The 24,733-nt window shown below is 62.3% G+C and carries 23 protein-coding genes; 2 read left to right on the top strand and 21 right to left on the bottom strand.

What is annotated here, in order from left to right:
- Positions 1–3: 3 nt before the first annotated feature.
- From urtD to secA, 6 genes are all read right to left on the bottom strand, one after another.
- On the bottom strand, positions 4–783 hold the full coding sequence (gene urtD / locus ACN9MY_RS07940; RefSeq protein ID WP_426337105.1) for an urea ABC transporter ATP-binding protein UrtD: 780 nt from the start codon (positions 781–783) through the stop codon (positions 4–6).
- Complete coding sequence (gene urtC / locus ACN9MY_RS07935) at positions 780–1,892, bottom strand: urea ABC transporter permease subunit UrtC (RefSeq protein WP_426169352.1); 1,113 nt, start codon at positions 1,890–1,892, stop codon at positions 780–782. The genes urtD and urtC overlap by 4 nt, the downstream gene beginning before the upstream one ends.
- Positions 1,889–3,457, bottom strand: a complete 1,569-nt coding sequence (gene urtB, locus ACN9MY_RS07930; protein WP_426172145.1) for an urea ABC transporter permease subunit UrtB — start codon at positions 3,455–3,457, stop codon at positions 1,889–1,891. The genes urtC and urtB overlap by 4 nt, the downstream gene beginning before the upstream one ends.
- A gap of 63 nt (positions 3,458–3,520) precedes the next feature.
- Positions 3,521–4,720 carry an urea ABC transporter substrate-binding protein gene (urtA, locus tag ACN9MY_RS07925; RefSeq protein ID WP_426172143.1) on the bottom strand — a complete coding sequence of 400 codons (1,200 nt, stop codon included), beginning with the start codon at positions 4,718–4,720 and terminating at the stop codon, positions 3,521–3,523.
- Between the two features lie 92 nt (positions 4,721–4,812).
- A complete protein-coding gene (locus ACN9MY_RS07920) occupies positions 4,813–5,922 on the bottom strand; it encodes a porin (RefSeq protein ID WP_426337104.1) in 1,110 nt (369 codons plus the stop codon).
- A 165-nt stretch (positions 5,923–6,087) separates the two neighbouring features.
- Positions 6,088–8,850 carry a preprotein translocase subunit SecA gene (gene secA, locus ACN9MY_RS07915; protein ID WP_426169347.1) on the bottom strand — a complete coding sequence of 921 codons (2,763 nt, stop codon included), beginning with the start codon at positions 8,848–8,850 and terminating at the stop codon, positions 6,088–6,090.
- A 145-nt stretch (positions 8,851–8,995) separates the two neighbouring features.
- Here secA and ACN9MY_RS07910 point away from each other — a divergent pair, with 145 nt between their 5' ends.
- Positions 8,996–9,466 carry a DciA family protein gene (locus ACN9MY_RS07910; protein ID WP_426169344.1) on the top strand — a complete coding sequence of 157 codons (471 nt, stop codon included), beginning with the start codon at positions 8,996–8,998 and terminating at the stop codon, positions 9,464–9,466.
- Positions 9,467–9,748: 282 nt separating this feature from the next.
- Here the strand turns inward: ACN9MY_RS07910 and ACN9MY_RS07905 are convergent, their stop codons facing one another.
- From ACN9MY_RS07905 to ACN9MY_RS07885, 5 genes are all read right to left on the bottom strand, one after another.
- Positions 9,749–9,955, bottom strand: a complete 207-nt coding sequence (locus ACN9MY_RS07905; RefSeq protein ID WP_426321539.1) for a hypothetical protein — start codon at positions 9,953–9,955, stop codon at positions 9,749–9,751.
- A gap of 74 nt (positions 9,956–10,029) precedes the next feature.
- Positions 10,030–10,965 carry a UDP-3-O-acyl-N-acetylglucosamine deacetylase gene (gene lpxC, locus ACN9MY_RS07900; RefSeq protein WP_426169338.1) on the bottom strand — a complete coding sequence of 312 codons (936 nt, stop codon included), beginning with the start codon at positions 10,963–10,965 and terminating at the stop codon, positions 10,030–10,032.
- Between the two features lie 33 nt (positions 10,966–10,998).
- On the bottom strand, positions 10,999–11,841 hold the full coding sequence (locus ACN9MY_RS07895) for a DMT family transporter (protein WP_426337629.1): 843 nt from the start codon (positions 11,839–11,841) through the stop codon (positions 10,999–11,001).
- Between the two features lie 112 nt (positions 11,842–11,953).
- Positions 11,954–12,334: a hypothetical protein gene (locus ACN9MY_RS07890; RefSeq protein WP_426169335.1), complete on the bottom strand. Its 381-nt coding sequence runs from the start codon at positions 12,332–12,334 to the stop codon at positions 11,954–11,956.
- Positions 12,313–12,729 (bottom strand): hypothetical protein, encoded by a 417-nt coding sequence (locus ACN9MY_RS07885; protein WP_426169333.1) that lies wholly within the window; start codon positions 12,727–12,729, stop codon positions 12,313–12,315. Before ACN9MY_RS07885 ends, ACN9MY_RS07890 begins: the two co-directional genes overlap by 22 nt.
- A gap of 105 nt (positions 12,730–12,834) precedes the next feature.
- Here ACN9MY_RS07885 and ACN9MY_RS07880 point away from each other — a divergent pair, with 105 nt between their 5' ends.
- The gene (locus tag ACN9MY_RS07880) at positions 12,835–13,389 is read left to right on the top strand and encodes an SET domain-containing protein (protein ID WP_426172139.1); all 555 of its coding nucleotides are present in this window, start codon (positions 12,835–12,837) and stop codon (positions 13,387–13,389) included.
- An 8-nt stretch (positions 13,390–13,397) separates the two neighbouring features.
- Here ACN9MY_RS07880 and ACN9MY_RS07875 read toward each other — a convergent pair whose 3' ends face one another.
- The 10 genes from ACN9MY_RS07875 to mraY form a co-directional block, all read right to left on the bottom strand.
- A complete protein-coding gene (locus ACN9MY_RS07875; RefSeq protein ID WP_426169330.1) occupies positions 13,398–13,901 on the bottom strand; it encodes a peroxiredoxin in 504 nt (167 codons plus the stop codon).
- Between the two features lie 182 nt (positions 13,902–14,083).
- Positions 14,084–15,304, bottom strand: coding sequence for a cell division protein FtsZ (gene ftsZ / locus ACN9MY_RS07870; protein WP_426169327.1), 1,221 nt, complete (start codon positions 15,302–15,304; stop codon positions 14,084–14,086).
- A gap of 101 nt (positions 15,305–15,405) precedes the next feature.
- On the bottom strand, positions 15,406–16,638 hold the full coding sequence (gene ftsA, locus ACN9MY_RS07865; protein WP_055932698.1) for a cell division protein FtsA: 1,233 nt from the start codon (positions 16,636–16,638) through the stop codon (positions 15,406–15,408).
- A 15-nt stretch (positions 16,639–16,653) separates the two neighbouring features.
- Positions 16,654–17,418: a cell division protein FtsQ/DivIB gene (locus ACN9MY_RS07860; RefSeq protein WP_426169324.1), complete on the bottom strand. Its 765-nt coding sequence runs from the start codon at positions 17,416–17,418 to the stop codon at positions 16,654–16,656.
- Positions 17,419–17,433: 15 nt separating this feature from the next.
- Complete coding sequence (locus ACN9MY_RS07855; RefSeq protein WP_426169322.1) at positions 17,434–18,393, bottom strand: D-alanine--D-alanine ligase; 960 nt, start codon at positions 18,391–18,393, stop codon at positions 17,434–17,436.
- A 4-nt stretch (positions 18,394–18,397) separates the two neighbouring features.
- Positions 18,398–19,786: a UDP-N-acetylmuramate--L-alanine ligase gene (gene murC / locus ACN9MY_RS07850; protein WP_426169320.1), complete on the bottom strand. Its 1,389-nt coding sequence runs from the start codon at positions 19,784–19,786 to the stop codon at positions 18,398–18,400.
- Positions 19,783–20,853 carry an undecaprenyldiphospho-muramoylpentapeptide beta-N-acetylglucosaminyltransferase gene (gene murG / locus ACN9MY_RS07845; RefSeq protein WP_426337103.1) on the bottom strand — a complete coding sequence of 357 codons (1,071 nt, stop codon included), beginning with the start codon at positions 20,851–20,853 and terminating at the stop codon, positions 19,783–19,785. The genes murC and murG overlap by 4 nt, the downstream gene beginning before the upstream one ends.
- A complete protein-coding gene (gene ftsW, locus ACN9MY_RS07840; RefSeq protein WP_426169316.1) occupies positions 20,850–22,061 on the bottom strand; it encodes a putative lipid II flippase FtsW in 1,212 nt (403 codons plus the stop codon). Before ftsW ends, murG begins: the two co-directional genes overlap by 4 nt.
- On the bottom strand, positions 22,061–23,563 hold the full coding sequence (murD, locus tag ACN9MY_RS07835; RefSeq protein WP_426337102.1) for a UDP-N-acetylmuramoyl-L-alanine--D-glutamate ligase: 1,503 nt from the start codon (positions 23,561–23,563) through the stop codon (positions 22,061–22,063). The genes ftsW and murD overlap by 1 nt, the downstream gene beginning before the upstream one ends.
- Positions 23,563–24,732: a phospho-N-acetylmuramoyl-pentapeptide-transferase gene (gene mraY / locus ACN9MY_RS07830; RefSeq protein ID WP_426169312.1), complete on the bottom strand. Its 1,170-nt coding sequence runs from the start codon at positions 24,730–24,732 to the stop codon at positions 23,563–23,565. Before mraY ends, murD begins: the two co-directional genes overlap by 1 nt.
- Position 24,733 lies beyond the last annotated feature (1 nt).

Below are 24,733 nucleotides of genomic sequence, written 5' to 3'. Positions count from 1 at the left end.
GTCCTAGCGTCCCAGGTAGACTTCGATCACCCGTTCATCGGCCTGCACTTCGTCCATGCGCCCCTGCGCCAGCACCGCGCCTTCGTGCAGCACCGTCACCTTGCCGCCCTGGGCGATTTCGGCCACGAAGCCCATATCGTGCTCCACCACTACGATGGAATGCTTGCCGCGCAATTCATCCAGCAATTCCGCGGTGCGCGCCGTTTCGGCGTCGGACATGCCGGCCACCGGCTCGTCGAGCAGGATCAATTGGGGATCCTGGATCAGCAGCATGCCGATTTCCAGCCATTGCTTCTGGCCGTGCGAGAGCAGCCCGGCCTGGCGCTGCGCCTGCCCTCCCAGGCGGACCTGGCGCAGGATGGCGTCGATCTTGTCGCGCTGTTCGCCGCCCAGGCGCGCGAACAGCGTGGGCCGCACGCGCTTGTCCATCTTCATGGCCAGCTCCAGGTTCTCGAATACCGTGTGCGAATCGAAGACCGTAGGCCGCTGGAATTTGCGGCCGATGCCGGCTTGCGCGATCTGGTATTCCGTCAGCGCCGACAAATCGAGGCGCTGGCCGAACCATGCGCTGCCGGAGCTGGGGCGCGTCTTGCCGGTGATGACATCCATCATCGTGGTCTTGCCGGCGCCATTGGGGCCGATAATGCAGCGCAATTCGCCCACGGAGATATCGAGACTGAGCTTGTTCAGGGCGCGAAAACCGTCGAATTCGACCGTCACGTCCTCCAGGTAGAGAATGGCGCCATGGCTGGTGTCCAGCCGATTGTCTTGCGCGACCTTCATGCCACCTCCTCCAGTTCCTGCCTAGGCGCCGGTGCAGCGCGTCGGGGGCGCCGCGGCAGGCGCAGTCCCAGCAGGCCTTTCTGCATCAGCAGCGTCACCAGGATGAACAACAGCCCGAGGGCAAACAGCCACAGGTCCGGGAAGGCAGCGGTAAACCAGCTTTTCAGGCCATTCACGGTGAAAGCGCCGAGGATCGCGCCCAGCAAAGTGCCGCGCCCTCCGACCGCCACCCAGACCACCATTTCGATCGAGTTGGCCGGCGACATTTCCGACGGATTGATGATGCCCACTTGCGGTACGTACAGCGCGCCGGCAATCGCGCACAGGACTGCCGACAGGGTCCAGACAAACAGCTTGAACCACAGCGGGTTATAGCCGATGAACATCAGGCGCGCTTCCGAATCGCGTACGGCCTGCAGCACACGGCCAAGGCGCGAGGCCACGATCCAGCGGCAAAGCAGCAGGGCGCCCACCAGGCACCCCAGTGTCGCCAGGTACAGCACTGCCTTGGTGGCCGGCGCCGTGATGCTGTAGCCGAGGATGCGCTTGAAATCGGTGAAACCGTTGTTGCCGCCGAAGCCGGTATCGTTGCGGAAGAACAGCAGCATGAAGGCATACGTCAGGGCTTGCGTAATGATGGAAAAATACACGCCCTTGATGCGCGAACGGAAAGCGAAGTAGCCGAACACGAAGGCCAGCGCGCCCGGCACAAGGACCACCAGCGCCAGGCAGTACCAGAAACTGTCCGTCATGGCCCAGTACCAGGGGAGCTCCTTCCAGTCGAGGAAGACCATGAAGTCGGGCAGAGCGCTCTGGTACACGCCGTCGCGGCCGATGGCGCGCATCAGGTACATGCCATGCGCATAGCCGCCCAAGGCAAAGAACAGGCCATGGCCCAGCGACAGGATGCCGGTGTAGCCCCACACCAGGTCGAGCGCCAGCGCCGCCATGGCATAGCACATGAATTTGCCGGCCAGCCCGACCAGGTAATCCGGCACATGCAGCGCATGTCCAGGCGCGAAGGCGAGGTTGCATGCCGGCAGCAAGGCTGCCAGCACCACCAGGCACGCGAGAGCGCACCAGGCGCGGCGGGAAAACAGCTTGTTCATTCAACGCTCCTGCCTTTGACAGCGAACAGCCCTTGCGGCCGGCGCTGGATGAAGATGATGATGAAGGCGAGGATGGCGATCTTGGCCAGGACGGCGCCCGCCACCGGCTCCAGTAATTTGTTGGCTTCACCAAGCCCCAGGGCGGCAATCACGGTGCCGGCCAGTTGGCCGACGCCGCCCAGCACCACCACCATGAACGAATCGATGATGTAGGACTGTCCGAGGTCCGGCCCCACATTTCCCAGCTGCGACAAGGCTACGCCCCCCAGCCCCGCAATGCCGGAGCCCAGCCCGAAAGTCAGCATGTCGATGCGGCCTGTCGGCACGCCAACGCAGCCCGCCATGCGCCGGTTCTGCATGACGGCGCGTACGAACAGGCCCAGGCGGGTGCCATTCAGCAGCAGCCAGACGCCGGCCGTCACCAGCACGGCAAACACGATGATCGCGATGCGGTTGTAAGGCAGCACGAGCGATCCGAGTACCGTCATGCCGCCCGACATCCAGGCCGGATTGGCCACTTCCACGTTCTGCGCGCCGAACAGGGTGCGCACGGCCTGCATCAGCACAAGGCTGATGCCCCAGGTCGCCAGCAAGGTCTCCAGCGGGCGTCCGTACAGCCAGCGGATCACCGTGCGTTCCAGCGCCATGCCCACCAGCGCCGCCACGGCGAATGCAGCAGGCAGCGCCGCCAGCAGGTACAGCTCGACCGCCTGCGGCAAGTAGTGGCGGAACAGCGATTGCACCAGGTAAGTCGTATAGGCGCCGATCATCAGCAATTCGCCGTGCGCCATATTAATGATGCCCATCAGGCCGAAGGTAATGGCCAGCCCCAATGCCGCCAGCAGCAGTACGCTGGCCAGCGACATGCCATAAAACAGGTTGCCGACCAGCTCAGTGCGCGCTTGCCTGGCGTCGATCGCCTTCACGGCGTCCGTTAGCGCCAGGCGAACGGCGGCATCAGATTCGGCGGATGGCTGCTCCAGCCTGGCCTGCAGCGGCGCGCGCTGCGCGCTGCCGCCCAGTTCACCCAACTGGCGCGCGGCTGCGGCACGTTCGCCAGCCTGCGGCGCCTGCAAGCTGGCCAGGGCCAGCAACAGTTGCAGCGCCGATCGCGTTTGCCCGTCCTGCTCACCCTGCAGGGCGCGCTGCACCAGCGCCACCTGGGCCGGGTCCAATTCCTGGCCCAGCAAGGCACGCGCGGCCGCCAGGCGCTGTGCCGTCCCGGGTGCCAGCAGATCCATGCCCGACAGGGCCGTCTCGATGGCGGCGCGCAGGCGGTTATTGACGACAATGACCGACGCACCTTCTGGCGCTGGCGCCGACGGCGCAAGGCTGGCCACCCGCCCGTCGGGCAAAAGGTACAAGGCATCGTCCTTCAAAGCACGCAGTACGTCCGCCGCTTCCGGCGTGCCGAGCGCGCCGATGGCAGCGACTGCCGCCACCCGCGCGTCGGGATCGTCGCCAGCCAGCGGCTGCAGCATGGCTGGCGCAATGGCCGCCGGCGCGGCCCCGGCAAGCAGGTAAAGCGCAATGCCAGCCAGCAGCCGGCGCACAGCGGAATACATCATGGGGAAGTCTCCAGTAATCAAGTCCGGCGGACTGCGCGCAGCAGCCGCCGGCATCACGGCTTACAGCTTTTGCTTGCCTTCGTTCCCCGGAATGAACGGGCTCCAGGGCTGGGCGCGGATCGGTTCCCTGGTCTTCCACACCACGCTGAACTGGCCGTCAGCCTTGATTTCGCCGATCATCACCGGCTTGTGCAAGTGATGGTTGCTCGGGTCCATGGTCAGCGTGAATCCGGATGGCGCGCTGAAGGACTGGCCGCCCATTGCCGCGATCACCTTGTCGGTATCGGTGGACTTCGCCTTCGCCACGGCCTGCGCCCACATATGGATGCCGACATAGGTTGCCTCCATCGGGTCGTTGGTCACCGCGGTCGCCGCGTTCGGCAGCTTCTTCGCAACGGCATAAGCCTTCCATTTCTTGATGAAGGCATCGTTCACCGGATTTTTGACGGACTCGAAATAGTTCCAGGCGGCGAGGTGGCCGACCAGCGGCTTGGCATCCACGCCGCGCAGTTCCTCTTCACCCACCGAGAAGGCGACGACCGGTACCTGCGTTGACTTCAGGCCGGCATTGCCCAACTCCTTGTAGAAGGGCACGTTGGAATCGCCATTGATGGTCGAGATCACCGCGGTCTTGCCGCCGGCCGAAAACTTCTTGATATTGGCGACGATGGTCTGGTAATCCGAATGGCCGAACGGGGTGTAGGTTTCCTCGATGTCGCTGTCCTTGACGCCTTTGCTCTTCAGGAATGCGCGCAGGATCTTGTTGGTGGTGCGCGGGTACACATAGTCCGTGCCGAGCAGTACGAAGCGTTTGGCCCCGCCGCCCTCCTTGCTCATCAGGTATTCGACCGCGGGAATCGCCTGCTGGTTCGGCGCCGCGCCGGTATAGAACACATTCTTCTCGAGTTCTTCCCCTTCATATTGCACGGGGTAGAACAGCAGGCCGTTCAACTCCTTGAATACTGGCAGCACGGACTTGCGCGATACCGAAGTCCAGCAGCCGAACACGGCGGCCACCTTGTCTTTCGCTACCAGCTGGCGCGCCTTTTCGGCGAACAACGGCCAGTTCGACGCCGGATCGACCACCACCGGCTCCAGCTTCTTGCCCAGCACCCCGCCCTTGGCGTTGATTTCGTCGATGGCCATCAAGGCCACGTCCTTCAGCGACGTTTCGGAAATCGCCATGGTGCCGGACAGCGAGTGCAGGATGCCGACCTTGATGGTATCGGCAGCGTACGCCGCGAAGCTGCCACCCAACATGGCGGCAGCCGCCGCGATGCGGGTCAGGGAGGCGATGAAATGACGGCGAGTTTGCATGATGGTTACCTCTTCTGATAGTGGAAGGATGGTGCTTAGTATTGGACTTGCAGCGCGACGACGAACTTCGACTGGTCGGCGGCGGCAACGGTCTCTGTCTTCGAATACTTGGCGCTCAACTGCGCGTTGTAGCCATCGATGATGTAATTGAGGCCGATGTCCGACTGCTTGACGTCGATGTTGTTATCAGGCTTGAACTTCTGGAATTGGACGAAAGGCTGCAGCTTGCCTTGGCCTGGCGCCAGGTTGAATACGTAAGCGAGGCCGGTCGACCACGCCTTGCCCTGTTCCGCCAGGATGACGTCGCCGTTGCGGTAGTTGTAGTAGGCTGCTTCCACCGACACCGCGCCGGCGCCGATGCGTTTCTCCAGCAGGAAGTCCAGGTTCCAGGCCTTGTAGTCGCCGGTCTTGGCGATGGTCAGCACACCATCCTTCTGGTAGCGGCCTGCCAGGCCGATGGCCAGGATATCCTTGGTTCCGAGGTAGTTGCCGGTGCCGTAGTAGCCTGGCTCGGCATCCCAGAAGTCGTACTGCACGCGGCCCGCATACATCAGGCTGTCGTCGGCCTTGATGCCTGCCGCCTTGGCCTCCTTCTGCGTCAGGCTGCCGATGCCGAAGGTGTGGCCCTCGAACGCGCCGAAAGAGTATCCGAGCTTGCCCTCGGCCGCATTACCCCAGGCCACCACGCCGTCATCGCGGCCACGGAAGATGCCGCCGTTGTAGCCGTAGCGCGAAGCCACGCCCGCCCAGTAGCCGCCACCGAGCGAATAATAGGGACCGGCCATATTCGCACGGTCGCTCGGCGACAAAAGGCGGCCGGCCCAGATATTCAACTCCGGCGAAAAGGCAAACTGCGCGGCAGCATCCAGCACCCGGATCTGGTCGCCATCCCATTCTGTGTTCAGCATGCCCTTGATGTTCTTGTTCAGGGAGGCGCCGAAGAACAGGCGCGCGCTGTCCAGGTTGAAGTCGTTCGAGCGCGAGCTCCCGTCCGGCGCTCCGTCCTTCTCGCTGGTAAAGCTGCCACGCGCTCCAAAGCCTACGCTGATGGACTTGTCTTCGCCGATGGGAATGGTGGCGCCCGCGTGCGCCAACGACGCCACGGCTGCGCTGAGTAATACGGAGAGCTTGATCATCGTTTGCATGCCAGTCCTCTTGTCACAAGTTTGAAAGTGTTGCTGCTTGTGAACAGGGTAAAGAGGCTGAACGCGATGGCCCATACGTCAAGTGACGTAGTTGCTGATTGGCGTCACAAAACAAAACGGCCCGGGCGCTTGCGCGGCCGGGCCGTTAGTTGGGGGCTTTCAGGCTTAAGCCAGCTTGCCGTGGCAAGCCTTGAACTTCTTGCCGCTGCCGCATGGGCATGGGTCGTTGCGGCCGACCTTGAAACCCTGGCTGATCGCCGCGTCCAGCTCGCCGGCCGGCATGGCGGTCGGCGCCAGCAGTTCTTCCGGCGCCGCGTTCGGGTTGAAGTCGGCGTGCTGGTAGTGGACGTTCTCGACGTGCGACTGGTTCATGGCCGCTTCCGCTGCCTCGACTTCTTCGCGCGACTGGATGCGTACCATCATCACCATGCGAATCACGTCGTTCTTGATCATGTCCAGCATGGTGCCGAACAGTTCGAACGCTTCGCGCTTGTATTCCTGCTTGGGATTCTTCTGCGCGTAGCCGCGCAGGTGGATGCCCTGGCGCAGGTGATCCAGCGCTGCCAGGTGCTCGCGCCAGTGGGTGTCCACCGACTGCAGCATGACATTGCGCTCGAAGCCGCCGAAGGCTTCCTTCGACACGATATCGACCTTGGCCTGATATGCGGCATCGGCTGCGGCAATCACACGTTCGACGATGTCGTCGTCGGTGATGCTGCTTTCCTTCTCCATCATTTCGACCAGCGGGACCTCGAGCATCCACTCTTGCGCCAGCGTCTTCTGCAGCGCAGGGATGTCCCACTGCTCTTCCACCGATTCTTCCGGCACATAGGTGCGCACCACGTCGGTGAACACGCCATGGCGCAGGTTCATGATGGTTTCGGAAATGTCGGTCGCTTCCAGCAGTTCGTTGCGCTGCGAGTAGATCACCTTGCGCTGGTCGTTGGCGACGTCGTCGTATTCCAGCAGCTGCTTACGAATGTCGAAGTTGCGGGCTTCAACCTTGCGCTGCGCGGATTCGATGGAACGGGACACGATGCCCGCTTCGATCGGTTCGCCTTCCGGCATCTTCAGGCGGTCCATGATCGCGCGCACGCGGTCGCCGGCGAAGATGCGCAGGAGCGGGTCGTCCAGCGACAGGTAGAAGCGCGAAGAGCCCGGGTCGCCCTGGCGGCCGGAACGGCCACGCAGCTGGTTGTCGACGCGGCGTGATTCGTGGCGTTCGGTACCGACGATGTGCAGGCCGCCTGCCGCCACCACCTGGTTGTGCAGCGACTGCCAGCCGGAACGCAGGTGCTGCGCCTTGGCGGCTTTATCTGCATCGCTCAGCTCCGGGTCGGCTTCGATGATCTGGATCATCTTTTCGATACTGCCGCCCAAGACGATGTCGGTACCACGGCCGGCCATATTGGTGGCGATGGTGATGGCTTTCGGCGCACCCGCCTGGGCGATGATTTCAGCTTCGCGGGCGTGCTGTTTTGCGTTCAGCACGTTGTGCGGCAGCTTGGCCTTGTCCAGGATGCTGGACAGCAGTTCGGAGTTCTCGATCGAGGTGGTACCTACCAGCACTGGCTGGCCGCGCTCGTAGCAGTCGCGGATGTCAAGCATCATCGCGTTGTACTTTTCGGCGTTGGACTTGTACACCTGGTCCTGGCGGTCCTTGCGCTGCGACGGACGGTTCGGCGGGATCACCACGGTTTCCAGGCCGTAGATTTCCTGGAATTCGTAGGCTTCGGTGTCGGCGGTACCGGTCATGCCGGCCAGCTTGCCGTACATGCGGAAGTAGTTCTGGAAGGTGATCGAGGCCAGGGTCTGGTTCTCGTTCTGGATCTTGACGCCTTCCTTGGCTTCGACTGCCTGGTGCAGGCCGTCGGACCAGCGGCGGCCAGTCATCAGGCGGCCGGTGAATTCGTCGACGATCACCACTTCATTGTTCTGCACCACGTAGTGCTGGTCCTTGAAGTACAGCACGTGCGCGCGCAAGGCAGCGTACAGGTGGTGCACCAGGGTGATGTTGGCGGAGTCGTACAGGGAAGCGCCTTCCGGCAGCAGGCCCATCTTGGTCAGGATCGCTTCGGCCTTTTCGTGGCCGGCTTCGGTCAGCAGCACCTGGTGCGCTTTTTCATCCTTGGTGTAGTCGCCAGGGATTTCGATCTTGCCTTTGCCGTCCGCGGTTTCTTCGCCGACTTGCAGGGTCAGTTGCGGCGGCACCAGGTTGATCTTGTGGTACAGGTCAGTGTGGTTTTCGGCCTGGCCGGAGATGATCAGCGGGGTACGCGCTTCGTCGATCAGGATCGAGTCCACTTCGTCGACGATGCCGAAATTCAGGGTGCGCTGCACACGCTCGCTGGCTTCGAACACCATGTTGTCGCGCAGGTAGTCGAAACCGAATTCGTTGTTGGTGCCGTAGGTGATGTCGGACGCGTAGGCTTCCTGCTTGTCGGCGTGCGGCATCTGCGACAAGTTCACGCCGCAGGACAGGCCCAGCCAGCGGTACAGCTTGCCCATGGTCTCGGCGTCGCGCTGTGCCAGGTAATCGTTGACGGTCACGATGTGCACGCCCTTGCCGGACAGTGCATTCAGGTAGGCTGGCAGGGTCGCGGTCAGGGTTTTGCCTTCACCGGTGCCCATTTCGGCGATCTTGCCGTAATGCAATACCATGCCGCCGATCAGTTGGACGTCGAAGTGGCGCATCTTGAACACGCGCTTGGAAGCTTCGCGGCAGACGGCAAAGGCTTCCGGCAGCAGGTTGTCCAGCGATTCGCCATTGGCAACGCGTTCCTTGAGGGCAGGCGTTTTCGCTTGCAGCTCGGCATCCGACAGCTTTTCAAACTCCGGCTCCAGGGCGTTGATCGCCTTTACCGTTTTTTGGTATTGCTTAAGCAGACGCTGGTTGCGGCTGCCGAAAATCTGGGTCAGTAAGGACATTTCTTAAATTCTTCCTCGGGTCCGCCAATGGCAAAAGTGCGTGATTTTATCATGCGTTCGTAGCAAGGTTGGGATCTTGACCTATATAACAATAGGCTAGCGATGAAAAATTCACCGGCTGGGGCCGCCACTGTAAAATGGCGGTATGGCATTTTCCTTCACCAACCGCAAGCACGCCCCGCAGGAAGCGACCAATTTCCTGCTCGGCAACGCACGGCTGGCCGCTTTGCTGCCGGCCGTGCAGCGCATGGCTAAATTACAACAAGACTGCCGTGAAGTGCTGCCATCAGCCTTTAAAACCTGTGAAATCTTTGCTTTTGACGGTGGTGAGCTGACTTTGGCCGTGCCGAACACGGCCGTGGCAGCCAAGCTCAAGCAGCAAGTGCCAAAGCTGCAGGAAGCGCTGAACGCAAATGGATGGCAGATAAACAATATCCGCTTCCGGGTGCAGATGCCGAAAGGGATCGCCCACGTGGGGCCGAGCGGGGAAGGCCTGAGGCTGCCCGAAACGGCCGTCAATTCCTTCGACGAGCTAAGCCAGAAACTGGAGCCGACCGCCGCCAACGAGCCGCTGATCGAAGCGATGCGGCGCCTGGTTGCCCGCCGCCGCGGCTGACCTGCTATTTCCTGATCGGAAAGTAGAACGAAACCATCAAGGTCACAATCGGCAGAGCGCCGATTTTCACTAGCTCAAACATGGCCTGGAGTGCGGAATTATCTGGATCTAGCCCATACGCGACCATGATCCCAATACAAATGATCGCCAAACAACCAAGGACTTGTTTTGCAAACGTTAGTCGCGCCCCAGGGCTGATGTCAGCAACCGTCGCAGACCATGGCAAGTGCTGGGCGACATCTATGTCGGCATGCTGCTGACCGTTCATTCGGCCCGATTGCATCAAAAGATTCCGACCAAGCGGTGTAGCGGATTGAACTCCGCATCAACAATAGCGAGTGAATTGCCCTTTGTTTGCTCTTCATCCGCGATGGCGAGAAGCGCAAGGGCCCTGCCTATTGCTAAGCCGCGTGGCAGGCCATTTCGATCGGCGATATCGGAAATAATGCGATCGACTTCGTCGCTAACCTCAAGGGTGATCTGCATCATGGCGTCCTCCCGTTGCAATACTGTCAGTATTGCTAACGGAAGGCCGGTCTGGCAAGCAGAGCAGGAGAACTAAATTAAAGGTAGGCCCACTCGCGCGACATCTGCTTGGCGTAGGACGGCGGGGCGGTGTCGAGGGAGTCGAAGGTGACCAGTTCGTAGGAATCCGGGTCGGCCAGCATGGCGCGCAGCAGCTGGTTGTTCAGGGCGTGGCCGGATTTGTGGGCTTCGTAGCTGGCGATGATCGGGTGACCAACCATGTACAGGTCGCCGATCGCGTCGAGGATCTTGTGACGCACGAATTCGTCGTCGTAGCGCAAGCCATCCTGGTTCAGGATGCGGTATTCGTCCATCACGATGGCGTTTTCCAGCGAGCCGCCGCGCGCCAGGCCAATCCCGCGCAGCATTTCCACGTCCTGCATGAAGCCGAAGGTGCGGGCGCGGGCGATGGCTTGAATATAAGACACGTCGCCGAAGTCGACGGTCGCGCGCTGCGCCGTACCGTCCACCGCCGGGTGATTGAATTCGATGAAGAAGTCCAGCTTGAAGCCGTCGTGCGGCACCAGGCGCGCCCACTTTTCAGCGGCGCCCTTGCCTTCGCGGATTTCGATCGGCTTTTTCACCTTGATGAACTTTTTCGGCGCTTCCTGCTCCTGCACGCCGCCCTGCTGCAGCAGGTAGACGAAGGACGATGCCGAACCATCCATGATCGGGATTTCTTCCGCCGTGACGTCGACGTACAGGTTGTCGATGCCCAGGCCCGCGCAGGCCGACATCAGGTGTTCGACGGTCGAGACGCGGCCGCCGTCCTTCATCAGCACAGTTGCCATGCGGGTATCGCCCACGATGTCAGCCCTTGTCGGGAAGACAACCTGCGGGTCCAGGTCCACACGGCGGAACACGATGCCGGTATCCGGCTCGGCTGGGCGCAAGGTCAACTCGACCTTGGTACCGGAGTGCAGGCCGACACCTGTGGTGCGGACGATTTCTTTGATGGTTCGTTGTTTCAGCATGCAAGGATTATAGCGCCCTGCGCCCTTCCCCGCTTACGGATGCTCAGCCTCGGCATGTTCGGTCTCGCGGCGCACCAGGTAGATGCCGGAGCCGATGATGATGGCTGCGCCGACCAGTGTGTAAGCATCCGGCAGCGTATGCCACAGCAGCCAGTCGATGCCCACGCCCCAGGCCAGCGCCGTGTACTCGAACGGCGCCACAATCGAAGCTTTGCCCATGCTGAAGGCGCGCGTCAGCGCCAGTTGGCCGAAGAAGCCGCTTACCGCCAAGGCCGCCATGGCAGGCCACAACGACCAGTCGATGCTCACCCAGGCATTGATGGCCAGCGGCGCCACGCCGATGCCCATCAAGGTCAGCACCCAGAACATCACATGCTCGGGCGCGTCGGTCTTGGCCAGCACACGGCCAGCAATCGCGGAAATGCCGTAGCAGACGGCCGAGGCCAGCACCGCCAGGCCGGCGATCGACGCGAAGTTGGTGCCGTCCGGACGCAGCACCACCAGCACGCCGCCCAGGCCGACAAAGATCGCCACCCACTGCCCCAGGCTGACTTTTTCTTTCAGGATGAACACCGCCAGCACGGTCACCAGCGCCGGTGCGATAAAGAAGATGGCGTAAGTATCTGCCAGGGGCAGCGACTTCAACGCGTAGGCAAACAGCGACAGCATCGCAATGCCGACGGCGCCGCGCAGCAGGTGCAACGGCCAGCGCACCTTGAAAATGCCGGTGAACTTGCCGCGATAGGCCATGAATGCGCACACCAGGGGCATTGAAAGCATGCATCGCAACGCAGTCACCTGTACTGCCGGATAGCGCGCGGCCAGCACTTTCATGGAAGCGTCCATGAGGGAGAACATGGCGACCGCGGCCACCATGGCGTAAATGGCTTGCAGGTTTTCTTTTTGTTGCGGAGTCACGATGGAAGGCCCAAAAGCGTTGCCGGGTCGTCCATTGTACTGAAAGAAAGGGTTTGCTGCTGAGGCTGTGTCAGCTTAGCCGGTAACAGTAGAAGTCCCGGTTTGCCCACTCGCGATCGCTCGCGCCTCGGCCATAAGGCATTCGCTGCCGTGACAACTTATAACCGGGATCCATTGCCCCCCTCACGTCAAAGTAGTCAGGCCTCAACAGCTCCTTCACTTCGGGCAAGGCATCCAGTGCCTTGAACACCCTCCGAAGAACCTTGAAGTTGTCCTCTATATCCATTTGTTTGATGATGACCTGGAGCAGCCATTCACGGCACTCTTCATCATATTCCCAGTACATGGAAACCGGCTTTAGCCCTTCCTGGTCCAGTTGCTGAAGGAACTTGCGTCCGCCAGCGATCATTTCTTGCGTCATTTGTCCCTCTACCAGTGCTTCTGTATCCATGGTAGTACTCCTTTCAGATGGCCAGCGCATGCGACGTACATGCATCGCGCCATTTGCGCAGGCACGTTGACTTCGTAGCGCGCGATCTCACTCCATTTGCGAACTACGGACCAATTTTCAGCGAACGCTGCACTGGAACGAATTTCTTCCTCGAGCTCGAGCTGCAAGCCGGCTAATCTCACGAGCGTCCGCAAATTGTGGGTATTGCATTCGTTTGCCAATCGCTTGTCTGGAAATTCGTGGCGCTCCTGCTGTTTCGCGATGGCGGCCTTCAGCCCACATTCGATCGCGTATCCCGACAAATAGTAGCTGCCTGCATAAAATTCCGCGTCCAGCAGGCTTTTACCTTCGCTGATGCGCATCCGCGTCAGGTCGTGAAGTTCATTGCGATTCATGTCAGCGTCCCAAAATGCAAAAACGATGAGACAAATCCGCGCTGGAATTGTTCCCGCTTTCCGAAAGAAATCACGAATGATTTCGTGGCGGGTTATGATGGCATGATGAACACAGAAGCCCAACTTGTCGAAGTGATCGAAGATGTCGAGCCACTCTACGTGGTCCATGAGTCGCCCGTGCATGGGCGCGGCGTATTTGCGCGCCGGATGATCCCTGCCGGCACCCGCATCATCGAATACACCGGCGAGATCGTCGACTGGGAAGAGTGCTGCCGCCGTACCGAGGAGAAAGGCGGTCCGATCGGCCATACCTTCTTCTTCAGCCTGAACAACGGCATGCTGATCGACGGCGGTTCGGGCGGCAACGAGGCGCGCTACATCAACCATTCCTGCGAACCTAATTGCGAGGCGGAAGAAGACGAAGACGACCGCGTCTACATCTGCTCCCTGCGCGACATCGCCGAAGGCGAAGAACTGAACTACAACTACGGGCTGATCTACGAAGCCCGCCACACCGCCAAGGTGAAGAAGGAGTTCGCCTGCTACTGCGGCGCCCCGTCCTGCACCGGCGTCATGCTGGCGCCCAAGAAGCGCAAGTCGCGCGCAAAAACGAAAGACGAAACGAAAAACGGCGCCGAAGCGCCGTCTCTAGCGGAGTAATCCAGGGGTTACAGCTGGCCCAGCATGGTTTCGGCATTCGACACTTCGAACTTGCCGCCTTGCTCGACGTTCAGTTGCTTGACCACGCCGTCTTCCACCAGCATCGAGTAACGCTGGGAGCGGGTGCCCATGCCGAACTTGGAGAAGTCTGCGTCCAGGCCCAGAGCCTTGGAGTAAGCAGCGTTGCCGTCAGCCATCATACGGACGGTGCCGGTGGCTTTCTGGTCGCGGCCCCATGCGCCCATCACGAAGGCGTCGTTCACGGAGATGCACCAGATTTCATCCACGCCCTTGGCTTTCAGTTCGGCAGCGTGCTTGACGTAGCCCGGTACGTGCTGTGCGGAGCAGGTTGGGGTGTAGGCGCCTGGCAGGCCGAAGATCGCGATCTTCTTGCCCTTGGCGATGTCCTGCACATTGAAGGTGTTCGGGCCGAGGGAGCAGCCTTCGGTCTCGGTTTCGATGAATTCGGACAGTTGGCCTTCCGGCAGTTTGTCGCCGATCTTGATGGTCATTCTTTTTCTCCTGTTGTTGAAAACCGGTAGGCGCCTGCCGCAGGTCAGTGTCTGACCCTGCGGGTCAGACACCGGTTTACCGGTTCTGAAAATAAAAAACCGCGCAGTGCGCGGGTAGCCCTGAATGCCTAGTATAACTCCGCGCCGCCGGACGCGTGATCCGGCGGCGCGGCTGACCCTATTTAGTCAGCCTGCTTGCGCAGGAAGGCAGGAATGTCGTAGGTTTCCATGCCCGACTTGGCCAGTGCGTTCACCTGCTCGGTGGCCGATTCACGGCGCCATACGGCTGGCTGTTTCTGCACGTCGGCGGACACGCCGGAGAAGCCTGCGTTGCCGAAACCGCCCACTGCTGCAGTTGCTGCACCGCCGCCCAGGCCTGCGTTGACGTTCAGCGGGTTGCCGCCGTGGGTGCCGGTGCGCAGTTGCTGCTGCGGTACCAGTTGCACGTGCTTCTTGGCTTTGCCCAGGCCGGTCGCCACCACGGTCACGCGGATATCGTCGCCCATCGCGTCGTCGTAGGCGATGCCTTGTGCGATCGACGCATCCGGTGCGGCGAAGGCGCGCACGGCAGCCATGACTTCCTTGATTTCCTTGCCTTTCAGGCCGCGCGATGCGGTGACGTTGACCAGCACGCCGCGTGCGCCCGCCAGGTCGACGCCGTCCAGCAGCGGGGAGGCAACCGCCTGTTCGGCCGCCACGCGTGCACGGTCCACGCCGGAAGCGGTGGCGGTACCCATCATCGCCTTGCCCTGCTCGCCCATGATGGTCTTCACGTCGTTGAAGTCGACGTTGATGTGGCCAGGCACGTTGATGATTTCGGCGATACCGGCTACGGCGTTGTTCAGGACGTCGTCAGCGTGCTGCAGCCACTCGATCAGCGATTCGTCTTCGTAGATTTCTTCCAGCTTCTCGTTGCAGATCACGATCAGCGAGTCGACGTTCTGCGACAGCGCTTCCAGGCCCGCTTCGGCGATGTCCAGGCATTTCTGGCCTTCGTGCGAGAACGGCTTGGAGACCACCGCCACGGTCAGTGCGCCCTGCTGCTTGGCGATTTCCGCCACGATCGGCGCCGCGCCGGTGCCGGTGCCGCCGCCCATGCCGGCAGCGATGAACACCATGTGCGCGCCGCGCAGCGCATCTTCGATGCGGGTGCGGGATTCTTCTGCCAGCGCACGGCCGATCTCAGGCTTCATGCCCGCGCCCAGGCCGCTCGCGCCGATCTGGATAATGTTGCTTGCCTTGGAAGCGGCCAGCGCTTGTGCGTCGGTATTGGCAGCGATGAATTCCACGCCGCTCATGCCCTTGTTGATCATGTGCTGGACGGCATTGCCGCCTGCACCGCCAACGCCGACGACCTTGATGACCGTTCCCAGTGTTGCGTTATCAACCATATCAAACTCCATGATTTACTCCTATCTAGAATGCGGTTTTCAAGCGCCAGGCCTCATATGGGTAGGAGAACTGGAGATTGAAAACTGCAGGGGTTTATTATTCAAAAATTGTCTTAAAAGTTACCCAGGAACCATTCCTTCATGCGCTGCCAAACTGCCTTCACTGATCCATCCTGGCGCGTCACGATGTGGCCGCGCAGATACTGCTTCTTAGCTTCCAACAACAGGCCCAACACGGTTGCATAGCGCGGGCTGCGCACCACGTCGGCCAGCTGGCCGCGGTAGTCCGGGGTGCCCAGGCGCGCAGGCTTGAGGAAGATGTCTTCCGCCATCTCCACCATGCCCGGCATGATCGAGGTGCCGCCGGTCAGCACGATGCCCGACGAGAGCACGCCCTCGTAGCCGGACTCTCGCACCACCTGGTGCACCATCGCAAACAGTTCTTCCACGCGCGGCTCGATCACCGCCGCCAGCGCCTGGCGCGACAGGTTGCGCGGGCCACGGTCGCCCAGGCCCGGCACTTCCAGGTGCTCGCCCGGATCGGCCAGCACCTGCTTGGCTACGCCGTAGCGGATCTTGATTTCTTCCGCTTCGCCGGTCGGGGTGCGCAGCGCCATCGCGATGTCGTTGGTGATCTGGTCGCCGGCGATCGGGATCACGGCCGTATGGCGGATCGCGCCGTCGCTGAAGACCGCCACGTCGGTGGTGCCGCCGCCGATGTCGATCAGCACCACGCCCAGTTCCTTCTCGTCGGTGGTCAGCACGGCGTCGGCCGAGGCCATCGGCTGCAGGATCAGGTCCGATACTTCCAGGCCGCAGCGGCGCACGCACTTGACGATGTTCTGCACCGCGCTCACCGCGCCGGTGACGATGTGCACCTTCACTTCCAGGCGGATGCCGCTCATGCCGATCGGCTCGCGCACGTCGTCCTGCGAGTCGACGATGAATTCCTGCGGCACCGTGTGCAGCAACTGCTGGTCGGTCGGGATGTTGACTGCCTTGGCGGTCTCGATCACGCGCGCCACGTCGGTGGCCGTGACTTCCTTGTCCTTGATCGCCACCATGCCGCTGGAGTTGAAGCTGCGGATATGGCTGCCCGCAATGCCCGCGTACACGTTGCGGATCTTGCAGTCGGCCATCAGTTCCGCCTCTTCCAGCGCGCGCTGGATCGATTCGACGGTCGCCTCGATGTTCACCACCACGCCCTTTTTCAGGCCGCTGGACTCGTGCTGGCCCAGGCCAATCACTTCGTGGCGTCCATCGCCCATCACCTCGGCCACCACGGCCACCACTTTGGAGGTGCCGATGTCGAGGCCGACGATCAGGTTTTTAGCGTCTTTAGTCATCTCTATGCCCTGCTTTCAACGTTTCTTCGTATCTGACGGGATCTTCAGTCCCGCTGCGCTCAAAGCCAGGCCGTTCTGGTAGCGCATGTCAATCGTTTCAATATTCGGCACGCGGCTGGAAATCTGCGGCCAGATTCCGACCAGGCGCATCACCCGCTGATGCAGGGTGTCATGCGTTGCCTCGCGTCCCAGCGCCACACTGGCGCCGTTGTCCAACTTCACCGTCCACGCATAGCGTCCCGACAGGGCGACGCTCTTCGGCACCAGGCTGGCCGGCGCAAACCATGTCTTCAACTCGCCGTAACGCGCCAGCACTTCCTTTTCGCTGCCATCCGGACCGGAAAACTCCGGCAGCTCGTGATCCTCTTCCGCTTCGGCCAGGTTGGCGGTGAACACATCTCCCTTTACCGACAGCAGCCGTCCATCTTCGCCCCAGGTGCCAAGCGCTTCATGCTCTTCCAGCGACACGATCAGCTGGTTCGGCCACTCGCGCCGCACGCTGGCGCGGCGCACCCACGGCACCGACTCGAACACCTTGCGTACCTGCTCCAGGTCGGCGGTGAAAAAATTGCCGGCCAGGCGGCCCTGGGTGCCGTTGCGCAGCGTCAGGTGGTTCACGTGCTTGAACTCGGACTTGTCCATGGTTTCAACGCGGATAGCGCGCAAATCGAATACAGGACGATTCGCCACCCACCACACGCCGGCGACGGCGCAAGCCAGCACCGACAGCGCGAACAGGCCGCTGGCGGATGCATTCAAGGCTTTGACGTCGTGCCACATAGGTCTTTTCGGTCCTTACTTCTTCAGCTTCAGTCGCGCGGTGCGCAGGATTTCCACGCACAGCTCTTCGTAACTTACGCCGGTCGCGCGGGCGGCCATCGGCACCAGCGAATGGCTGGTCATGCCTGGCGAGGTGTTCACTTCCAGCAGGAAAGGCTTATGGTCCTTGGCGCGCAGCAGCACGTCGACCCGGCCCCAGCCCTCGCAGCCGACGGCGCGATAGGCCGCTACGGCCAGGCGCTGCATCTCGTCCTGCATCACCTGGTCCAGTTGCGGCGGGCAGAAATACTTGGTGTCGTCGGTGAAGTACTTGTTCTGGTAGTCGTAGTTGCCTTGCGGCGCCACGATTTCCACGATCGGCAGCGCGCGTGCATTCTTGCCAGTGCCCAGCACGGCAACGGTGAACTCGCGGCCTTCCACAAATTCTTCGGCCAGCACGCAGTCATCCAGCGCAGCGGCGGCGTCATAGGCGGCTTTCAGGCCGGCCTTGTCGCTCACCTTGGTGATGCCGATGGTCGAACCTTCATGCGGCGGTTTCATGATCAGCGGCAGGCCGAGGCGCGCGGCTTCCGCGTCCAGGTCGGAATCAGCGCCCAGCACCGCGTATTCCGGGGTCGGCAGGTTTTCGCGCAGCCACAGGATCTTGGTGGTGATCTTGTCCATGCCCACCGAGCTGGCCATCACGCCGGAGCCGGTGTACGGGATGCCAAGCAGTTCCAGGGCGCCCTGAATACTGCCGTCTTCACCGTAGCGGCCATGCAGAGCGATGAACACGCGGTCGAATTTTTCGGCGGCCAGTTCAGCCAGCGAGCGTTGGCCCGGGTCGAAGGCGTGGGCGTCCACGCCCTGCGATTGCAAGGCCGCCAGCACGCCGGTGCCGGACATGATGGACACGTCGCGTTCGGCCGACAGGCCGCCCATCAGCACGCCCACCTTGCCGAATGCTTGCGCTTCTTGTGCAGTCAGTTTCGTCATCGCGTCAAGCCTTCCAGTTCGTCAGTTTTGCTGGGACGCCGCTGATCGAGCCTGCGCCCATCGTGAGCACGACGTCGCCGTCGCGCACCACGTTCATGATTGTTTCCGGCATGTCGGCGATGTTTTCGACGAATACCGGTTCAGTTTTGCCGCGCGCGCGGATCGCGTGCGCCAGCGCACGGCCGTCGGCTGCCACGATCGGCGCCTCGCCCGCTGCATAAACATCCGACAGGACCAGCACGTCGACGGTGCTCAGGACTTTTGCGAAGTCCTCGAACAGGTCGCGCGTGCGGCTGTAGCGGTGCGGCTGGAAAGCCAGCAGCAGGCGGCGGCCCGGATAGGCGGCGCGCGCAGCGGCGGTGGTGACTTCCATTTCAATCGGGTGGTGGCCGAAATCGTCCACCAGGGTGAAGCTGCCGCCCGACGGGATCGCGACTTCGCCGTATTTGGTGAAGCGGCGGCCGACGCCGGCAAAGCCTGCCAGGCCGGCTTGCGTTGCCGTATCCGGCACGCCGATTTCACGCGCGATGGCGACTGCGGAACAGGCGTTCTGCACGTTATGCATGCCGGGCTGGTTCAGCACGATGTCCAGGTCCGGGAAGCCTTCCTGCAGCACGGTGAAGTGCATCTGGGTGCCGACGGCGCGCGCATTGACGGCACGCACTTCAGCGTCTTCCGCGAAGCCGTAGGTGGTGACCGGCTTGGTCACCTGCGGGATGATGGCGCGTACATGCGGGTCGTCGATGCACAGCATGGCGCGGCCGTAGAAAGGCAGGCGATGCGTGAAGTGCACGAAAGCCTGCTTCAGCTTTTCGAAATCGTGCTCGTAGGTTTCCATGTGATCGGCGTCGATGTTGGTGATGACTTCGATCATTGGGGTCAGGTTCAGGAACGAGGCGTCCGATTCATCCGCTTCGGCCACCAGGTATTCGCCGGAGCCCAGCTTGGCGTTGGCGCCGGCTGCGGTCAGGCGGCCGCCGATCACGAAGGTCGGGTCCAGGCCGCCTTCGGCCAGCACCGACGCCACCAGGCTGGTGGTGGTGGTCTTGCCGTGGGTGCCGGCAATGGCGATGCCGCGCTTCAGGCGCATCAGTTCACCAAGCATGACGGCGCGCGGCACGATAGGGATCTTGCGGGCGCGCGCGGCGATTACTTCAGGGTTGTCTTCTTTCACGGCTGTCGAGGTGACGACCGCGTCGGCGTTGCCGATATAGCTGGCGTCGTGGCCCTGGTGCACGGTGGCGCCCATGTCGACCAGGCGCTGGGTCACGGCGTTCGAACCGAGGTCCGAGCCGGAGACGTTATAGCCCAGCGTTACCAGCACTTCGGCGATGCCGCTCATGCCGCTGCCGCCGATGCCGACGAAGTGAATGTTCTTTACTTTATGTTTCATGCTAGTGCTTCCAATTCTTGTGCGATGGCGTCATTCGCATCGCGCTTGCCCACTGCAAGCGCTGCGGACGCCATCTTCTGGCAAGTGCTCCGGTTCAAGGTCTGCAACAGTGCTGCCAGGCTTTCCGAATTCAATTCCGTCTGCGGCATGTGGATCGACGCGCCCTGCTTGGCCATCCATTGCGCGTTGTCGCGCTGGTGGCTGGTCGTCGAGACCACCAGGGGAACCAGCACGCTGGCTACCCCGGCGGCAGTCAGTTCCGACACGGTGATCGCGCCGGCGCGGCAGATCACGATGTCCGCCTGCGCGTAGGCGCCCGCCATGTCGTCGATGAAATCGACCACGTTTGCTTCCACATGCGCCTGCGCGTAAGCCGCGCGCAGGGCTTCGATATTCTTCTTGCCCGACTGGTGGGTCACCAGCGGACGCTGTTCCGGCGCGATCAGCGCCAATGCCGCCGGCAGCGCATCGTTGAGCGCCTTGGCCCCCAGGCTGCCGCCCACCACCAGGATGCGCAGCACGCCATCGCGGCCCGCGAAGCGCTGCTCCGGCGCCGGCAGGGCCAGGATTTCCTTGCGCACCGGGTTGCCGGTGACGACTGCCTTGCCGGCAACCGCGCCGAAGTCGGCCGTGAAGCCGAAGAAAACCCTTTTCGCCATCGGCGCCAATGTCTTGTTCGACAGCAGCAGGCCGGCATCGGCATTCACCAGCGCCAGGGGCACGCCGCGCAGTTTCGCCATGACGCCGCCCGGCACGCAGACATAGCCGCCCATGCCCAGCACCACGTCCGGTTTGCGCTTGCCGATGAAGCGGAAGCAATCCACGAACGCGCCAATCATCTTGAACGCGCCACCGATGCTGTGCGCCAGGCCCTTGCCGCGCATGCCGCTGAAGTGGACCACGTCCATTTCCACGCCGTGCTTCGGCACCAGCTCCGTTTCCATGCCATGCGACGTACCGAGCCAGGTGACTTCCCAGCCACGGGCGCGCATGGCCTGGGCAATCGCCAGGCCGGGGAAAATGTGGCCGCCGGTGCCGGCTGCCATGATCATCAGGCGCTTGGTCATACCCGCCCTCCCCGCATCATCTGGCGGTTCTCGAAGTCGATGCGCAGCAAAATCGCCAGGCCCACGCAGTTGATGATGATGCCGGTGCCGCCATAGCTCATGAGCGGCAAGGTCAGGCCTTTGGTTGGCAGCAAGCCGAGGTTCACGCCCATATTGATAAATGTCTGTACGCCGATCCAGATGCCAATGCCTTTGGCGGCCAGTCCGGCGAAGGTCTGGTCCATGGCGATGGCCTGGCGGCCGATGTCGAAAGCGCGCTTGACGATCCAGTAGAACATGCCGATGGTGACCAGCACCCCGATCATGCCCAGCTCCTCGCCGATCACCGCCAGCAGGAAGTCGGTATGCGCTTCCGGCAGGTAGTGCAGTTTTTCCACGCTGGCGCCCAGGCCCACGCCGCCGATCTCGCCGCGGCCGAAGGCAATCAGCGAGTGGGTCAGCTGGTAGGACTTGTTCAGCGCGTTCTCCTCTTCCCAGGGATTCAGGTAGGCGAACAAACGCGCGCGGCGGAATGGCGACAGCCAGATGATGGCGACGAAAATCGTCACCAGCATGCCGGCAATGCCGCCGAACCAGACCGCATTGACGCCGCCCAGGAACAGGATGCCCATGGCGATGCAAACGATCACGCCAAAGGCGCCAAGATCTGGTTCCAGCAGCAGCAACAGGCCGACGAAAGCCACCGCCAGCGCCATCGGCGCAAAGCCCTTGGACAGGCGGTGCATGAATTCCTGCTTGCGCACGGTGTAGTCCGCCGCATACAGCACGATGAAAAGCTTCATCAGTTCGGACGGCTGGAACTGGAACACCTTGAGCGACAGCCAGCGGCGGCCACCGTTCACGTTCACACCCAGCCCGGGAATCAATACCAGCACCAGCGCCACCAGCGTCGCGATGAACAGATATGGCGCCGCCTTCTGCCAGTCTTCCACGCGCACGCGGAAGGACACGGCGGCGGCCACGATGGCAATGGCAATGAATATCGCCTGGCGCTGCACGAAGTAGTGGTTCTTGTAGGCGGCAAACTTGGGCGAATCCGGCAGCGCAATCGAAGCCGAATACACCATCACCATCCCGAACAGCATGAGCAGCAACACCGACCAGACTAGCGGCTGGTCGTAATCCATCATCTTCGAATGGCGTGCGCGTCCATCCAGCGGAGCTGGGGACTCGGCGCCACCGAAGCGGAATGGAAGCTGGATTGCCATCAGATCTCCTGCCCCGCATCAAGTGCGATCTCGCGCACGGTGTCGATGAACACCTGCGCACGGTGCGCGTAGTTCTTGAACATGTCCAGGCTGGCGCAGGCCGGCGACAGCAGCACGGCATCGCCGGAATGGGCCAGCGCGGCCGCGCGCTTGGTCGCCTCTTCCAGCGTCGCGAAATCCTCCATCTTCACGCCGGTTGGCTCCAGCGCTGAACGGATGGCCGGCGCATCGCGGCCGATCAGGACCACGGCGCGCACGAAGCGGCGCACCGGTCCGGCCAGCGGGTCGAATTCCTGGCCCTTGCCGTCGCCGCCGGCGATCACGATGAGCTTTTGCTCGCCGCCGAAGGACTGGCCCAGGCCAACCAGCGCGGCAACGGTAGCGCCCACGTTGGTGCCCTTCGAATCGTCGTAGTAGTCAACACCATTGATCGAGGCCACCAGCTCGACGCGGTGCGGCTGGCCTTTGTACTCGCGCAGGCCATGCAGCAGCGGCGCAAACGGCAGGCCGATGGCGCGGCACAGGGCCAGCGCGGCCAGCGCGTTGGACGCGTTGTGCGTGCCGCGGATCTGAAGGGCATCGGCCGGCATCAGCTTCTTGGCGTAGCACTCCACAGGCGGAGGCGGCGGATCGTTTTTCTTGCGGCGCTTCGGCGGTTCGGCGTCGTCGGCCGGCTCGGCAGTCGCCAGCCAGAACACGCCGCGCTCGTTGACCAGGCCGAAGCTGTGCGCCAGTTCCGGCGCATCGGTGCCGAAAGTGACGTTTTCGCCGGTCGGATTGGCCATCGCCATGGTCCACTTGTCGTCGCGATTCAGCACGCGCACGGTGTCTTCGCCGAAGATGCGCTTCTTGTCGTCGGCATAGGCCTGCATGCTGCCGTGCCAGTCCAGGTGGTCCTGGGTCACATTCAATACGGTCGCGGCATCGGCGTTCAGGCTGTAAGTCGTGTGCAGCTGGAAGCTGGAAAGCTCGAGCACCCAGGCTTGTGGCAGGGTATCGTTCTCCATCACTTCGCGCAGCACGTCCAGTGCGGCCGGGCTGATATTGCCGGCCACGCGCACCGACAGGCCGGCGCGTTCGCACAGCTGGCCGGTCAGGCTGGTGACGGTGGTCTTGCCGTTGGTGCCGGTGATGGCAATGACTTTCGGCGCATAGGCGCGGTCTTCCTTCAGCCATTTCAGCGCCTGGGCGAACAGTTCGATCTCGCCCCAGACGGGAATGCCCTTCTCCGCCGCGGCCGGGATGATCTCGGCCAGTTCCTTGTTCGGACCCAGGCCCGGGCTGGCGCAGACGAAGTCCACGCCATCGAGCAGGGCCGCATTGAAAGGTCCGGAAATGAACTGCGTGCCCGGCAGCTGCTCACGCAGCAGCGGCAGGCGGTCCGGCACCGGGCGCGTGTCGGCAACGCGCAGCAGCGCGCCGCAGCGCGCCAGCCAGTGCGCCATCGCCAGGCCCGATTCGCCGAGCCCCAGAACCAGTGCAATTTTGCCGTTATAGATCATCAGCGCAGCTTCAGAGTAGACAGGCCAACCAGGACCAGCATCATCGTGATAATCCAGAAGCGCACGACGACCTGGGTCTCTTTCCAACCCTTCTGTTCAAAATGGTGGTGCAAAGGCGCCATCAGGAACACGCGGCGGCCAGTGCCGTAGCGCTTCTTGGTGTACTTGAACCAGCCCACCTGGATGATCACCGAGACCGTCTCCGCAACGAAGATGCCGCCCATGATGAACAGGACGATTTCCTGGCGCACGATCACGGCGATCGTGCCGAGCGCACCGCCCAGCGCCAGTGCGCCGACGTCGCCCATGAACACTTGTGCAGGGTGCGCGTTGTACCAGAGGAAGGCCAGGCCGGCACCCGCCATCGCACCGCAGAAGATGATCAGCTCACCCGCCCCAGGGATGTGCGGGATGAACAGGTATTTCGAGTACGTCGCGGAACCGGTCAGGTAGGCGAACAGGCCCAGGGCCGAACCGACCATCACGGTCGGCATGATGGCCAGGCCATCCAGGCCGTCGGTGAAGTTCACCGCGTTCGAGGTGCCGACGATCACGCAATAGGTCAGCGCGATGAAGCCCCACACGCCCAGCGGATAGCTGATGGTTTTCACGAAGGGCACGATCAGGTCGGCCTTCGGCGGCAGGTCCATCGAAAAGCCCGACTGCACCCACTGGAAGAACAGCTCGAATACCTTGGCCGGTGTCGGCGCCGACACGGAAAACGCCAGGTACAGCGCGGCGGCGATGCCGACCAGCGACTGCCAGAAGTATTTTTCAGCCGAACGCATGCCTTCCGGGTCCTGGCGCACCACCTTGCGGTAGTCGTCGACCCAGCCCACGGCGCCGAAGCCCATGGTCACGACCATCACCGGCCAGATCAGGCGGTTCGACCAGTCGCACCACAGCACGGTGGCGATGCCGACGGCGATCAGCAGCAGCACACCGCCCATGGTCGGGGTGCCGTGCTTCTTCAGGTGGGTCTGCGGACCGTCCGTGCGCACCGCCTGGCCGTATTTCATGACGGTCAGTTTGCGAATCACGGCGGGACCGGCGATCAGGCCGATCAGCAGGGCCGTGATGGTAGCCATCACGGCACGGAAAGTAATGTAGTTAAAGAGGCGGAAAGCCCCGATATCGTCCTGCAGGATTTGTGCAAGCCAGAGCAGCATG

Origin of the sequence: Pseudoduganella sp. R-31, assembly GCF_049913235.1 — a bacterium.
Lineage (GTDB): Bacteria > Pseudomonadota > Gammaproteobacteria > Burkholderiales > Burkholderiaceae_D > Rugamonas.
This window is presented reverse-complemented; position numbering and strand designations above follow the sequence as displayed.